Below are 14,668 nucleotides of genomic sequence, written 5' to 3'. Positions count from 1 at the left end.
CCCTACATATCGAAAATATGTAGAGGACGATAAATATACCGCGGTACCACCTCGTGTTGGATGCAAAAGCATCCCGCTTTGTTCAGGTACAAAATTTATACCTTATCCTTGTAACGGCGGAACCCGGGTTGCCTACTGAAAATAATTGTTCAGCATACCTCTCGTAAGCCCATTCCGTATATGGCACCGTACCGGGCTCCCACCTATTCCCGGCTCTCTGTAACGTCTCCAATATACGTACTCTTCTTACTTAAACGATTTCATTTATTTAATTTTTTATACACAAAAAGGGAGTACTCATCCTATAGAAAGGACGGGTACTCCCGTGGTGCCACCTTAATTCGTTACAAATGTAACGCACTTTACCGTATCAAAAACAATACGTGTCTCTTGTATCGATGAGATCATGTCGCCAAAGCCTACTTCTTTCGTTTCGGTTTGGAAGCTCCGAAGCCCATTCCACATCAATTCCATACTGATTCGCACCAACCATCAGCTCTCTGACATGTTCATCATGTGTACTCTTCTTCATCAACGCTTGCATTTTTTTAAGTTGCACTTATTATAGACCTGACTTTTTTCACAAGTCAATACTTTTTTAAAAAAATTTTTTTCTTTCCTTTCAATATTATATTGACAAAACAACCTCTTTTTATGTAAATATAATAAATACTCTATTAAAAATAAGGTTTTTTGTATGAATATTATATATTAAAAAAGTAAAATCACATCAAAAAACGCTTACATTTCTGAAAATTCATATTTCTATATGGATTTTTCAGAATAATCATGATAGATTATAAAGTGAAACTTTAATAAGTGGGGGTTTTGTTCATCCCCCACTTATTATTAGTTGAACTAATCGGGCATTTACGGGCAGTTGATCTCCCACCTAACTTCCTTGCCCATCCAATTTTAAGGTGGGAGTTTTACTGCCCGTTCATGCGGGATAAATATGCATAACGCATCAAAAGACATGACAAAAGAAAGGGGAACTACATGAGTACGCAGATGTTAATTTTAACTTCTATCTCTATTTACATGCTCGGGATGCTAATTATCGGCTATTTCGCTTATAAGCAAACATCCAACTTAACAGATTATATGCTTGGCGGGCGTACACTAGGCCCCGCAGTAACAGCATTAAGTGCTGGAGCAGCTGATATGAGTGGTTGGCTTTTAATGGGCTTACCCGGTGCAATGTTTAGCGTTGGATTAAGTAGTAGCTGGATTGCGATTGGCCTAACATTAGGCGCATATGCAAACTGGCTTTATGTCGCTCCTCGCTTACGTACCTACTCTGAAATTGCAAATAACTCTATTACTATCCCAGAATTTTTGGAACACCGTTTCCACGACAAATCCCATATGCTACGTTTAGTATCTGGACTTGTTATTATGATATTTTTCACGTTTTATGTAGCTTCAGGATTTGTCTCTGGTGCTGTATTATTCGAAAATTCATTTGGACTCAATTACCATGTTGGTCTTCTTATCGTTGGTGGAGTTGTCGTAGCTTACACATTATTTGGTGGATTTTTAGCTGTAAGTTGGACAGACTTCGTGCAAGGAATCATTATGGTAGTCGCTCTTATTCTTGTTCCAGTCGTAACAATTATGCACGTAAATGGACTTGGTCCAGCATTTGAAACAATTAAATCTATCGATCCGGCATTATTAGATATTTTTAAAGGTACTTCTGTATTAGGAATTATTTCATTATTCGCATGGGGCCTTGGTTATGTTGGACAACCACATATTATTGTACGCTTTATGGCGATTTCTTCTGTAAAAGAAATTAAAAGTGCACGACGTATTGGTATGAGCTGGATGATTTTCTCTGTTGCTGGAGCTATGTTTACTGGCCTTATCGGTATTGCATACTATTCAAAAGCAGGTTTAAAACTTTCTGATCCAGAAACGATTTTCGTTGAACTTGGCACTATTTTATTCCATCCACTTATTACTGGATTTTTATTAGCAGCTATTTTAGCAGCTATTATGAGTACAATTTCTTCTCAACTTCTCGTTACTTCGAGTGCAGTAACAGAAGACTTATATAGAACATTCTTTAAGCGTGATGCTTCTGATAAAGAACTTGTATTTGTCGGTCGTATGGCTGTTCTTGTTATTGCTTTAATTGGATGTGCATTAGCACTTAAACAAAATGATACGATTTTAGCTCTTGTTGGATATGCTTGGGCTGGGTTCGGTTCTTCATTCGGACCTGCTATTTTATTAAGCTTATATTGGAAACGTATGACGAAATGGGGCGCGCTTGCTGGTATGGTTTCTGGTGCCGCTACTGTTATTATATGGACTCAATTCAAATTCTTAAAAGATTTCTTATATGAAATGATTCCAGGTTTCGCTATTAGTTTACTAGCTATCGTAATTGTTAGTTTACTAACACAACCTTCAAAAGAAGTTGAAGAGCAATTTGAGAATTTCGAAAAACAACATAGTCATAATCTATAAAGGGAAAGCTCTGCTGTTATCGTATCAGCAGAGCTTTCTTTATATCAAAGTTCGACGATCTTCTGCTCGAATTTAACAATTTCTTTATGTTTCGTTAAATTAAACGTAACACTACTCCTTTATAGTATTACTATCAGCACTTATACAGAAAGGGGACTCCAATATGTTAGCAGCTTTCCAGCAACAACAAACACGAAAATTTTCACCTATCACCAATACTTCTGCGTCTTGTTTGAACATACAACCTAATCCACCTAAAATTACAATTGCTCCTTCTGTTATTTCAGTCATCGGTGTTCATATGGAAAAAAATAAGTTAAAAGTAAGAACTGGCCAAAGCACTGAGTTATCAGCTTCCGTTTTGCCAATGCAGGCAACAAATAAAGAACTTCTTTGGACGAATATGAATGCTGATGTTATCACACTGTATCCAAAGGGGGACACGGTAACGATTACTGGAAAAAGTGCAGGTAGAGCAGTCGTAATTGTCACAACTGCTGAAGGAAAGTTCCGTGACCTATGTATCATTCACGTACAACCTTATATGACAAATCCAAAGTAAAAGAGTGGCTACGAAGCCACTCTTTTACTTTATTTCAATGTGTGGATTTTTACTTTTAACAAGATTGATGAATTGCTCTTTATCTTTAGGAGAAATAATTTCTGTTTGATGTGCACCATAAACAATTTCAAGTCGATCAAATGACAATGCATGGGCTGCTATTGGATTTTTTGTATTTAAAACTTGTTTTATATCTCGTATAAATATGCGCTTTTTAACGAAACCTGATCTAATTGTAATTGTTTCTTCTCCGACGATGTATTTTGTCGAAAACCAACTCCAAATAAATAATATCGCTAATGAAATTGTAAAAAATAAAAGAAAATATTCTCTACCTGCAAATAGGGGAGCAAAACACGCTCCAATGACAACGAAAAAAATCGGATATAGCCATACATCTTTTTTTGATGGGAATTCCATTTCCTTCCCCCTTCCACACCCGTATTTATATAAAACAAAAAGAGAAGTATCACAACTTCTCTTTTCTCCTCTAACATTATAATTCCTGTGTATACGCCGGCTCGTTTACTACATTTTTTGCTGTTCGTTTTTGTTGCTGTAGTAAGAAAACAGATACACCAAATAATACGAGCATGCTACCGATAATTTGCATGGCATTTAGTCTTTCACCGAGTAAGAAGAACGCTAGTATAGATGCTCCAACGGGTTCTCCTAAAATACTCATTGAAATTGTTGTTGCATTTACGTAGTTTAATAACCAATTATTAATGACGTGTGACACTGTCGGGACAACCGCAAGTAAAAGAAAAACGGTCCAATCCCACTTCGTATAACCTGTAAAAGGCACTTGCAATACTATATTATAAATTCCCATAAAAATACCTGCGAATGCAAAAACTGTAAAGCTGTAAATCCAGTGTGATACTTTCTTTACTGTCGTTTGCCCGATAAATAAATAACCGACAACCGCTATTACACTTAAAAAGGATAATATATCTCCATAAATTGCTTGTTCACTTAGCCCTAAATCTCCCCAACCAATACACATTACGCCTAATATCGCAATTCCCATCGTTGCAATAGCTGAGTATGTTGTTCTTTCTTTAAATAAGAAAAAACCTCCAATTAAAGATACGATTGGTTGAAGCGCTAAAATAATCGTCGAACTCGCAACTGTCGTATACTTTAAAGATTCAAACCATAATAGAAAATGAAGTGCTAAAAAGAAACCAGATCCAATTAAAAATCCCCAATCTTTTATTTGAATCTTACTAAAATCTTCCCGTTTTTTCCATACGATAGGCAGCATAATAAGTACGATAATCCATAAGCGGTACATACTTAAAATAGAAGATGGTGCTGAGGACATCTTTACAAAAACTGCTGCAAAAGAAATGGCAATTATAGAAATAGCTAATGGTAGTGCGATTGACTTTTCTTGTTTCAAATCCTGTCTCCCCTCTCACCTGTCAAAAATCCCACTTCATTATATCCGTTTTCTTTCGTGACTTAAATACTAATTTTTTAGATTCTTCGTACCATTATGGTAAAATAGAAATTAAGGCACCAATTAGTGAATATTTATTTCCTTTTTCACTACAAGCGTCGCTCTTACAATCGTTACAGTAAATTTTTATTTAGGGGGATCTACATGAGTCAAACAATAGGGAGAATTGAAGAAATTTCATTTTATAGCGCATCACTTCAAGAAGACGTTACACTTCTCGTTTATTTACCAGTAAATTACACACCACTGCACAAACATACAGTTGTAATTGCACAAGATGGTAGAGATTATTTTCAGCTCGGTAAAGCGCATCGTGTAATTGAGCGCCTTCGTGAAACTGAAGAAATTGACCGTACAATTATTGTCGGTATTCCATATAAAAATGTACATGATCGTAAAGAAAAATATTTCCCAAATGAAGTAAAAAATGCTGCATATATACGTTTCCTTGCTCATGAACTTGCACCATATATTGATGAAAATTATCCAACGTACCAAATGGGAAAAGGTCGTGTTTTAATTGGTGATTCTCTTGGCGGAACAGTTTCCTTTATGACTGCACTTATGTATCCGCATACATTCGGTAAAGTCGTTATGCAATCACCATTTGTGGATGAGACAGTAATGAACTTAGCAAAAGACTTCAAAGATCCACAAGCATTAGAACTGTATCACGTCATCGGCACAGAAGAAACGGCTGTAAAGCGTACTGATGGACAAGTATCTGATTTCGTAGAACCGAACCGTGAGTTAAATACACTTCTTACAGATAGAAATTTCATTACGCATTACGAAGAGTTTGAAGGTAATCATACTTGGAAATATTGGCAAACTGATTTACCAAAAGCCTTCTCTCATATTCTATCAATGAAATAATAGAGAGCAGTATTCAGAATAATTTGATATAATAGACGAAGAGATCTATTTATCTCAAAATCTAACTAGACTTACAAAGGGAGGAATTGGAACATGAAATTAGGCATTGTAATTTTTCCATCTAAAATGATTCAAGATAAAGCGAACGGATTGCGTAAGCGTTATGACCCACACTACGCATTAGTTCCGCCACATATTACATTGAAAACACCCTTTGAGACGCAAGATGAACAATTAGAATCGATTGTAAACGAGCTACATACAATCGCAGGTAAAACGAACCCTTTCACCCTTCATGTTGGGAAAGTCGGTTCATTCGCACCTGTTAATAACGTCCTTTATTTTAAAGTAGAAAAAACACCTGAACTTACTTTCTTAAATGAAGAAATGCATGGCGGGTTATTCACGCAAGAACGCGAATATGCTTTCGTACCTCACTTAACAATCGGACAAGGCTTATCAGATGCAGAGCATGCTGATGTATTGGGGCGATTACGTATGAAAGATTTCTATTATGAACAACCAATTGATCGTTTCCATCTTCTATATCAATTAGAAAATGGAACATGGACTGTACACGAAACATTCCATCTTGGAAAGGGGAACAACTAATTTGCACGCACAGATTGTACAAACGGACGAACAACTAAGAGATGCATTCTCTGTACGTAAACAAGTGTTTGTAAATGAACAACGTGTCTCTGCTGAAGAAGAGTACGATGAGTTTGAAGAAACTTCAACACACGTTGTTATATATGACAATGATGTTCCAGTTGGTGCTGGACGTTTTCGCACCCTTGATGGTATAGGAAAAGTGGAACGCATTTGCGTGCTAGGTTCCCATCGAAAAAAAGGCATCGGAAAAATTGTTATGGATGCGCTTGAAGCGTATGCAAAGGAAAATTCGCTACCAAAATTGAAACTTCATGCTCAAACACATGCTGAAGATTTCTATAAAAAACTTGGATATGTAACGAGTTCTGATGTATTTATGGAAGCAAATATCCCGCACGTCGTAATGATAAAAGAATTGTGATTTGAAAGCAGGAGGTGACCCCTCCTGTTTTTTTACATTGCTATTTTCTTTTTCTTCCGCTAAAGTTAAATGTTGATGCTATAGTTTTGAAGGTGAATATATGACACAAGAAAAATTTTCACAAAAATCGTTAACACACGCTGATATTCCGCGTGCGACATATCATACTCCGAAAACATCTACCCATTTAATTATGGAAGAAGATGTAGATGCGGCTTATTTCCGCGCTCTCGAACAACAAAATGTTTTTTTAAACGAAAAACAATTAGAAGCCGTGCGCACAACAGAAGGTCCTGTTCTTACACTAGCTGGTGCTGGAAGCGGGAAAACATCTGTTTTAACAACTCGCGTTGGTTATTTAGTAAATGTAAAACAAGTTCATCCAAGAAATATTTTATTACTTACATTTACACAAAAAGCAGCTGAAGAAATCCGAAGTCGTGTTGCAAAGTTACCAGGTATGAATCATGCAGCAAGTAGCTACGTTGTTGCTGGTACATTCCACTCTGTTTTCTTAAAATTGCTTCGTAGTCAAGGGTATAATCAGCAAATTTTAGCAAATGAAAAACATAAACAAATTATGATAAAGAAAATCTTAAAAGAATTGCGTTTAAAAGACGATTATGATTCGGAAACGATCCTCGCGATGATTTCACTTGAGAAAAACAAATTAAATCGTCCGAAAGATGTAAAGGCGAAAACGCCAGTCGAACAAGAATTTAAAGAAGTATATGAACGTTTTGAAGAGGTAAAACAACGATACAATTATATTGATTTCGATGACATCTTATTGGAAACATATTATATGTTAGAAAATAATGCTCCTTTACTAACTCAATTACAACAACGTTTTCACTACATTGAAGTAGATGAGTTTCAAGATACATCCTATGCACAATATGAAATTGTAAAATTGTTAGCCACGCCAAGAAATAATTTGTTCATCGCAGGTGATGATGATCAAGCAATTTATGGCTGGCGAGGGGCAAGTCACCAAATTATTTTATCTTTTCCAAAAGAATTTGATAACACAACAATCATTGCACTAAATACGAATTATCGATCCAATCCCTTTATCGTCGGGCTTGGAAATGAAGTTATAAAATTAAATCAAGAACGTTTTGATAAAGAGCTATACTCCGTTCGTGAGGAAGGTGTACAACCTTTTTATGCAAGACCTGCTACAACTCTTGATGAAGCAAATCAAATTTTGCAGCTCATTCAAGAAAAAGTAGATAGCGGTGACCGAAACTATAAAGATTTTTGTTTACTGTATCGCACACATTCTGTAAGCCGTTCGTTACTTGATCAGCTTACCATTCATAAAATTCCGTTTATTAAACACGGGGCGAGCCAATCATTTTATGAACATTCTTTAATTAAGCCTGTATTAGATCATTTAAGACTCGTGATTGAGCCGTTTCGACTAGAATCACTTTCAAACATATTGCCGACGATGTATATCGGACGTGATGATTGTATTTCATTTATTGAACGTGAACAATGGAAATATGGTGAAGGCCGTTTTCCTTCTCTTCTTCATTTCTTATTATTAAATCCGAGCTTAAAACCTTTTCAAGTGAAAAAGGTAAATGAGCGCATCGATTTTATTAAATTTATTAAAGAATTAGAACCGAAAAAAGCATTAAAAGAAATCATACATGGTAAAGGAAAATATTTAGAGTACTTACAAAGTAACGATCGTTCTTCCTTTACGATGCATAAAGACATACAAGAAGAAATGTTGGAAGAATTAATGGAGTCTGCAACTCGTTTCACCGATATTCCAGCTTATTTACAATTTATCGACGAGGCGATTCAAGGTCAAAAGGAAATGGAAGCATTAAAAACAATGCCGCAAAAAGATGCCGTTTCACTTATGTCAATTCATAACGCAAAAGGCCTTGAATTTCCATGTGTCTTTTTACTTGGAGCGAGTGATGGAATCCTGCCCCATACTTCTTCTTTAAAAGATGCAAATGATCGTATTACGGAAACTTCTGAAGCGTTAGAAGAAGAACGCCGATTACTGTATGTCGCCATTACACGTGCGAAAGAAGAGCTTTACATTTCTTCTCCGCAATTTTTCAGAGGAAAGAAATTAGATATATCTCGTTTTTTATATACTGTGCGAAAAGATTTACCTGAAAAGACATCCACTAAATAAGGATGTCTTTTTTTATATCACATTATGTACATCCCTCCTATATAAATTCCTTGTTTTTATCGTGAGAATTAACGTAATATCAGCCATATCCCACTCATATTGTAATAGTGTATGTCAGAACTCACGATAAGGAGTGAACATAATGAGCTGCAATTGTAACGAAGACCATCATGAACATGATTGTGATTTCAACTGTGTATCGAATGTCGTTCGCTTTATACATGAACTGCAAGACTGTGCAACAACAACATGTGGATCTGGTTGCGAAGTTCCATTTTTAGGTGCACATAACACTGCATCAGTAGCTAATACACGTCCTTTTATTTTATACACAAAAGCCGGAGCACCTTTTGAAGCATTTGCACCATCAGCAAGTCTTACTAGCTGCCGATCTCCAATTTTCCGCGTAGAAAGTATAGATGATGATGATTGTGCTGTATTACGTGTATTAACTGTAGTATTAGGTGATAACTCCCCTGTACCACCTACTGACGATCCCATCTGTACGTTTTTAGCTGTACCAAATGCAAGATTAGTATCAACCTCTACTTGCATTACTGTTGATTTAAGTTGCTTCTGTGCGATTCAATGCTTACGCGATGTTACAATTTAAAACTAAATAATGCGTTAAGTATGGATTGGGTGGCAGATAATTCTGCCACCCAATCCATGCTTAACGAGTATTATTATGTAAATTTCTTAAAATTGGGAACTTGTCTAGAACATAGAACCTGTCCTTTTCATTAACTGAAAGTAGAAACAGATAAAGGAGTGAAAAACATGTTCTCTTCTGATTGCGAATTTACTAAAATTGATTGCGAGGCAAAACCAGCTAGTACACTACCTGCCTTCGGTTTTGCTTTCAACGCGTCTGCACCTCAGTTCGCTTCACTATTTACACCACTACTATTACCTAGTGTAAGTCCAAACCCAAATATTACTGTTCCTGTAATAAATGATACAGTAAGTGTTGGGGATGGTATTCGAATTCTACGAGCTGGTATTTATCAAATCAGTTATACATTAACAATTAGTCTTGATAATGCACCTGTTGCACCAGAAGCTGGTCGTTTCTTCTTATCATTAGGTACGCCAGCTAACATTATTCCTGGATCAGGTACAGCGGTTCGTTCTAACGTTATTGGTACTGGTGAAGTAGACGTATCCAGCGGTGTTATTCTTATTAACTTAAATCCTGGTGACTTAATTCAAATTGTACCAGTTGAGTTAATTGGAACTGTAGACATCCGTGCAGCAGCATTAACAGTTGCACAAATTAGCTAGTAAAAAGCGGTATTTCTAATACAGAAATACCGCTTTTTATATGTATAATAAAAAACACTCACAGTAACATGAGTGTTTCATTCTTCATAGTGTTTTATTGTGTTCTTCTTTTTCCCACAATTGCATCCCTTTTTCTTCACAAATCCTTGTTGTTGTAATTGTTCTTGATATGCCTGTTGTTGTGCATGGTGCTGTTGCTGTATTTGATACCACTGCTGCAGGTCATATGAATTTTGCCTAGGATTATTGCTCACAGCAAACATCTCCTCTACTGTCAATTCTGTCTATTTACTATATGAACAACTCTTTATTTCCGTTCCCTTATTCTTTTAAACTCCGCTTTTTCTCTTATTATGAAAATATATTATTCTCCCATAAAATATCCTGTAATCGTTTCAATGATTGCTGCTGCTCCTGCAATAGCTAATAATGCAAGTAACGGCTCCGCAACGATAGGAATCCAATTATATAAAACTAATAAAAAAGCACTAACCCATACACCTGTACACCAATAACAGCTTAATAATTCGCCAATCCACTTTCTTAATCCTTTACCTTTCACTTTTGTAAACGTTGATACACTTCCATCTGGCTCCGTAATCTCTAATTCATCAATAAATGGTCTTCGCAAAAAGGCTGTAATTTTATCATAAACAATTAAACGAGTGAGCCTAAAGGCTGCTAACGCGAAAATAAAAAATAAAAGCCAGCTTGTAAACAGCATAATTCCACCTTCCCTTATCTTCTTTCGCCTATTTAAAAAAAAAGGTCTTGAGATTGTGACCAAATCTCCTCGACTCCAATATCTTATTAATGTAAATACAAACAAGAAGATAAGGAGTGACATTAATGAGTTGTAACGAAAATAAACACCATGGCTCTTCTCATTGTGTAGTTGACGTTGTAAAATTCATCAATGAATTACAAGATTGTTCTACAACAACGTGTGGATCTGGTTGTGAAATTCCATTTTTAGGTGCACATAATACTGCATCAGTAGCAAATACACGTCCTTTTATTTTATACACAAAAGCTGGAGCACCTTTTGAAGCATTTGCACCATCTGCAAGCCTTGTTGGCTGCCGATCTCCAATTTTCCGTGTGGAAAGTGTAGATGATGATAGCTGTGCTGTACTACGTGTATTAAGTGTAGTATTAGGTGATAGTTCTCCTGTACCACCTACTGATGATCCAATTTGTACGTTTTTAGCTGTACCAAATGCAAGACTAGTATCGACATCTACTTGCATTACTGTTGATTTAAGCTGTTTCTGTGCGATTCAATGCTTACGCGACGTTACTATCTAATAAGTGAAGTAAACTAAAAAACTATTGGGGTGGTAGAAGCTTTCTACCACCTTTACATATTTAAAAGCCGGCCATACTAATTGATTGGATATCATCTATAGACAACCTAATATCTCTCATGCTATTTTGCGGCATAATAGATACAATACCATTACGATACGATATGATCGATCCAACATAAGAAACTGTAGCTGTTTTTATTCTGCACCTTACTTTCGGAATGTAATGAGGGCGGTTTAATAAAAAATGAATTTTTTCATCATTATTCATATCCTTAAATGATTTATTATACGGAACAGTTCTTACTGGTTCTTTCTGTTCTTGTTGTTCTTGTTGTTCTTGTTCTGCGTGTGCTTCTTTTTTCTCTTCTTCTATTTTTTCTTCCACTTGCTGCTCTTCTTGTTGTTCTTGTTCTGTTACCTCTTCCACAGCACTACTTACAATATTTTCATTTCTATTACTTTGCTCTTTTTGATCTTCATTTCCAAAGTTTGTCAGGATAATCCTTTTTATTTTCGGTGCAGTAAGTTCTAAACTTACTTGCGCAATATATAACAACGGTTTTCCAACTGTTGAACTTTTATTTTTATTCTTCACACTCGTCCCTCCCACTTCCATACGTAGCTGAATAAATTGTGTACTATTATAGTTATATTCATCACGTGGTAAGAACTTTCGTTAAAAATCGTTCTTTCTCAGAACAAATAAAAAGGACAATCTCAGCATTTAGAGATTGTCCTTTAAAAATTAATATTATATTTATCCTAGGATATGATACCCTGAATCAACATGAATGTTTTCTCCTGTTACACCGCGAGCTAAATCACTGAATAGGAATACTGCTGTATCGCCAACTTCTTCTGGAGTTGTTGTACGACGAAGTGGTGCGCGCTCCTCAATTTCTCTTAAGATTGAGTTGAAATCGCCTACACCTTTTGCAGATAACGTACGAATTGGTCCTGCAGAAATAGCGTTGACACGAATACCATGTTGACCTAAATCGTTCGCTAAATATTTCACGCTCGCTTCTAATGAAGCTTTCGCAACACCCATAACGTTATAATTTTTCACAACACGCTCGCCGCCAAGGTATGTTAACGTTAAAATATTTCCGCCTTCTGTCATAACTTTCTTCGCTTCTCTTGCTACAGCTGTTAAAGAGAATGCACTAATATTTTGTGCAAGTAAAAATCCATCGCGAGAAGTATCTACAAATTCGCCTTTTAAGTCATCGCGATTCGCAAAAGCAATACAATGTGCTACACCGTGAATAGTACCTACTTCTTGTTTAATTGTTTCAAAGCAAGCTGTAAGTTCCTCATCATTTGTTACATCACAAGGTAATACAAGTGATTCTTGTCCTTCTAATGTATCCGCTAATTCACGAACGTTTCTTTCTAAACGTTCTCCTGCATATGTGAAGATTAATTTTGCACCTGCATTATGCAAAGAGCGAGCAATTCCCCACGCAATACTTCTTTGGTTCGCAACGCCCATAACAACAAATGTTTTCCCTTGTAATAGTTCCATGATATATCCTCCCAGAAATACTTATACTTGTTATTAGTACCTGATACTATAATTATAGTACCATAAAACCGCTTAAAGGCAAACAAAAAAGTCATTAACAGAAATTTGTTAATGACTTTTGGTTTCTATAAAAAAGCGCTCTAATCCTTCTTCCCAAGACGGCATTTGTAAAAAACCATTTAATCGTAGCATGTTATGTTGAAAGATAGAATATTTGGGCCTCGCAGCCGCAGCCCCGAATTCTTCCGTTGAAACAGGTAACACATTCACTTTCATATTTGTATACGAAAATATCTTTTTTGCAAATTCAAACCAAGAGCATGAGCCTCTGTTTGATACGTGGTATGTACCGTATAAAGAAGTATGAATGAGCTTATTAATAACTATATTTAAATCCGCCACATACGTAGGAGAGCCAACTTGATCCGCTACAACAGATATTTCATCTCTTTCTTTTCCTAATCGCATCATCGTTTTCACAAAATTATTTCCATATTTACCATATAGCCACGATGTGCGAACGATAAAATATTTATTATGTAACTCTTTGACGAACTGCTCCCCCGCATACTTAGAGGCTCCATATATATTTATCGGCGCTGGACTATGAAATTCATCGTATCCCTCTGGTCTGGCGCCTTGAAATACATAATCAGTACTAATATAAACTAGTTTCGCTCCTACTAATTGTGAAGCGACCGCTACATTTCGAGCTCCGATTGCATTTATTCTATATGCAAGATCCTGTTCTTTCTCCGCATGATCTACTTTCGTATAGGCAGCACAATGAATAATTATATGTGGTTTTATTTCTTGTACCACTTGTTGTATTCGGGATATATTTGTCACATCTAATAACTTTTTATCAAATGGATATATATCATATTCTTCAGAGTTTAACTCTTCAAATAGTTGCTTTCCTAATTGGCCGTTTGCTCCTGTTATGATAACCCTCTCTTTCATTTAACATGCCCCTTACTGGTCTTTTAGTAGTTTCCACCATTCCTTATTCTTTTCATACCATTTCACCGTCTCTTGTAATCCTTGTTCAAACGTATATTTCGGTTCCCAATCAAATTCATTCTTCATTTTCTCTGCATCAATCGCATAACGACGATCGTGCCCTAAACGATCTGTAACATATTCGATATCTTTTTTTGTTTTTCCTAAAAGAGTAATAATTTGTTCCACAACTTCTACATTTGTTTTTTCATTATTTCCACCTATATTATATACTTCTCCTACACGTCCCTTATGCAGAACAACGTCAATCGCACTACAATGATCCGTTACATGTAACCAATCTCTTACATTTAAACCATCACCATATAACGGTAGTTTTTTTCCTTCCAGTGCATTCGTAACCATTAACGGAATTAATTTCTCGGGATACTGGTACGGCCCATAATTGTTAGAACAACGCGTTACTATAACCGGTAAGTGATATGTTTTATAGTAAGATAGAGCTATCAGGTCCGCGCTCGCCTTACTTGAAGAATATGGACTATTTGGAGCTAACGGCGTTTTCTCTGTGAATTTCCCTATTTTCCCTAAAGAGCCATACACTTCATCCGTTGATACTTGCACAAGTTTTATATGCGAATATTTTTTAACTAGTTCTAATAAAGTGACCGTCCCAATTACATTTGTATCATAAAAAGGAATCGGATTTTCAATACTACGGTCCACATGTGATTCAGCTGCAAAATTTACAATCACTTGTACGTCTCGCTCTTTTATAATATGTTCTAATAGCTCTCCATTTTGAATTTCTCCTTTTACAAAAGAGTAATTCGGGTGATTCTGAAGAGATTTTACGTTATTTAAATTCCCGCTATATGTTAATGCATCGTAATTAATAATTTTATATGTTTCATAACTTTGTAGCATATAATGAACGAAATTACTTCCAATAAATCCAGCCCCACCTGTTACTAATATATTCATAAACAACGCTCC

The 14,668-nt window shown here is 35.9% G+C and carries 17 protein-coding genes and 2 other annotated features; of the genes, 9 read left to right on the top strand and 8 right to left on the bottom strand.

The features are described 5' to 3' along the window. Window positions 1–19 precede the first annotated feature (19 nt). Window positions 20–264: a binding site (T-box leader), on the bottom strand. A 42-nt stretch (window positions 265–306) separates the two neighbouring features. Then, window positions 307–544, bottom strand: a binding site (T-box leader). 455 nt (window positions 545–999) lie between these two features. Continuing rightward, on the top strand, window positions 1,000–2,478 hold the full coding sequence (putP, locus tag NZ044_RS06470; protein WP_000107191.1) for a sodium/proline symporter PutP: 1,479 nt from the start codon (window positions 1,000–1,002) through the stop codon (window positions 2,476–2,478). Window positions 2,479–2,641: 163 nt separating this feature from the next. Continuing rightward, entirely contained in the window at window positions 2,642–3,040 is a 399-nt protein-coding gene (locus tag NZ044_RS06465) for an Ig-like domain-containing protein (protein WP_000878727.1), read from the top strand. 24 nt (window positions 3,041–3,064) lie between these two features. Here NZ044_RS06465 and NZ044_RS06460 read toward each other — a convergent pair whose 3' ends face one another. Both NZ044_RS06460 and NZ044_RS06455 read right to left on the bottom strand, forming a co-directional pair. Then, window positions 3,065–3,460, bottom strand: coding sequence for a PH domain-containing protein (locus NZ044_RS06460; protein ID WP_000395656.1), 396 nt, complete (start codon window positions 3,458–3,460; stop codon window positions 3,065–3,067). 76 nt (window positions 3,461–3,536) lie between these two features. After that, window positions 3,537–4,448, bottom strand: coding sequence for a DMT family transporter (locus tag NZ044_RS06455; protein ID WP_340949629.1), 912 nt, complete (start codon window positions 4,446–4,448; stop codon window positions 3,537–3,539). Between the two features lie 204 nt (window positions 4,449–4,652). Between NZ044_RS06455 and NZ044_RS06450 the strand changes: the two genes are divergently transcribed. The 6 genes from NZ044_RS06450 to exsF all read left to right on the top strand — a co-directional run bounded on the left by NZ044_RS06450 (window position 4,653) and on the right by exsF (window position 9,871). Further along, complete coding sequence (locus NZ044_RS06450; RefSeq protein ID WP_000084010.1) at window positions 4,653–5,384, top strand: alpha/beta hydrolase; 732 nt, start codon at window positions 4,653–4,655, stop codon at window positions 5,382–5,384. A 93-nt stretch (window positions 5,385–5,477) separates the two neighbouring features. Beyond that, window positions 5,478–5,996: a YjcG family protein gene (locus NZ044_RS06445; RefSeq protein ID WP_000765871.1), complete on the top strand. Its 519-nt coding sequence runs from the start codon at window positions 5,478–5,480 to the stop codon at window positions 5,994–5,996. 1 nt (window position 5,997) lies between these two features. Then, window positions 5,998–6,420 carry a GNAT family N-acetyltransferase gene (locus tag NZ044_RS06440; RefSeq protein ID WP_000543309.1) on the top strand — a complete coding sequence of 141 codons (423 nt, stop codon included), beginning with the start codon at window positions 5,998–6,000 and terminating at the stop codon, window positions 6,418–6,420. Window positions 6,421–6,520: 100 nt separating this feature from the next. Further along, complete coding sequence (locus tag NZ044_RS06435; protein ID WP_000191211.1) at window positions 6,521–8,587, top strand: ATP-dependent helicase; 2,067 nt, start codon at window positions 6,521–6,523, stop codon at window positions 8,585–8,587. 142 nt (window positions 8,588–8,729) lie between these two features. Further along, window positions 8,730–9,200, top strand: a complete 471-nt coding sequence (cotY, locus tag NZ044_RS06430; RefSeq protein ID WP_001277697.1) for a spore coat protein CotY — start codon at window positions 8,730–8,732, stop codon at window positions 9,198–9,200. Between the two features lie 167 nt (window positions 9,201–9,367). Further along, window positions 9,368–9,871, top strand: coding sequence for an exosporium protein ExsF (gene exsF / locus NZ044_RS06425; protein WP_000492933.1), 504 nt, complete (start codon window positions 9,368–9,370; stop codon window positions 9,869–9,871). Window positions 9,872–9,948: 77 nt separating this feature from the next. On the opposite strand, the gene NZ044_RS06420 is transcribed toward exsF, so the two are convergent. Both NZ044_RS06420 and NZ044_RS06415 read right to left on the bottom strand, forming a co-directional pair. Further along, a complete protein-coding gene (locus tag NZ044_RS06420; protein ID WP_014894818.1) occupies window positions 9,949–10,134 on the bottom strand; it encodes a hypothetical protein in 186 nt (61 codons plus the stop codon). A 101-nt stretch (window positions 10,135–10,235) separates the two neighbouring features. Next, the gene (locus NZ044_RS06415; RefSeq protein ID WP_000899662.1) at window positions 10,236–10,595 is read right to left on the bottom strand and encodes a DUF1360 domain-containing protein; all 360 of its coding nucleotides are present in this window, start codon (window positions 10,593–10,595) and stop codon (window positions 10,236–10,238) included. Between the two features lie 125 nt (window positions 10,596–10,720). Here NZ044_RS06415 and exsY point away from each other — a divergent pair, with 125 nt between their 5' ends. Then, the gene (exsY, locus tag NZ044_RS06410) at window positions 10,721–11,179 is read left to right on the top strand and encodes an exosporium assembly protein ExsY (protein ID WP_001277735.1); all 459 of its coding nucleotides are present in this window, start codon (window positions 10,721–10,723) and stop codon (window positions 11,177–11,179) included. 60 nt (window positions 11,180–11,239) lie between these two features. Here exsY and NZ044_RS06405 read toward each other — a convergent pair whose 3' ends face one another. The 4 genes from NZ044_RS06405 to rfbB all read right to left on the bottom strand — a co-directional run bounded on the left by NZ044_RS06405 (window position 11,240) and on the right by rfbB (window position 14,656). Beyond that, entirely contained in the window at window positions 11,240–11,797 is a 558-nt protein-coding gene (locus tag NZ044_RS06405) for a spore coat CotO family protein (RefSeq protein WP_080018635.1), read from the bottom strand. Window positions 11,798–11,938: 141 nt separating this feature from the next. Continuing rightward, window positions 11,939–12,709, bottom strand: coding sequence for an enoyl-ACP reductase FabI (gene fabI, locus NZ044_RS06400; protein WP_000421885.1), 771 nt, complete (start codon window positions 12,707–12,709; stop codon window positions 11,939–11,941). A gap of 108 nt (window positions 12,710–12,817) precedes the next feature. Further along, complete coding sequence (gene rfbD / locus NZ044_RS06395) at window positions 12,818–13,672, bottom strand: dTDP-4-dehydrorhamnose reductase (protein WP_000664661.1); 855 nt, start codon at window positions 13,670–13,672, stop codon at window positions 12,818–12,820. A gap of 12 nt (window positions 13,673–13,684) precedes the next feature. Then, the gene (gene rfbB / locus NZ044_RS06390) at window positions 13,685–14,656 is read right to left on the bottom strand and encodes a dTDP-glucose 4,6-dehydratase (protein ID WP_001024179.1); all 972 of its coding nucleotides are present in this window, start codon (window positions 14,654–14,656) and stop codon (window positions 13,685–13,687) included. Window positions 14,657–14,668: the final 12 nt, after the last annotated feature.

This window comes from Bacillus sp. FSL K6-1338 (assembly GCF_038006965.1).
Lineage (GTDB): Bacteria > Bacillota > Bacilli > Bacillales > Bacillaceae_G > Bacillus_A > Bacillus_A thuringiensis_S.
Note: the sequence above shows the minus strand (reverse complement) of the source record. Positions and strands in the feature narration are given on the sequence as shown.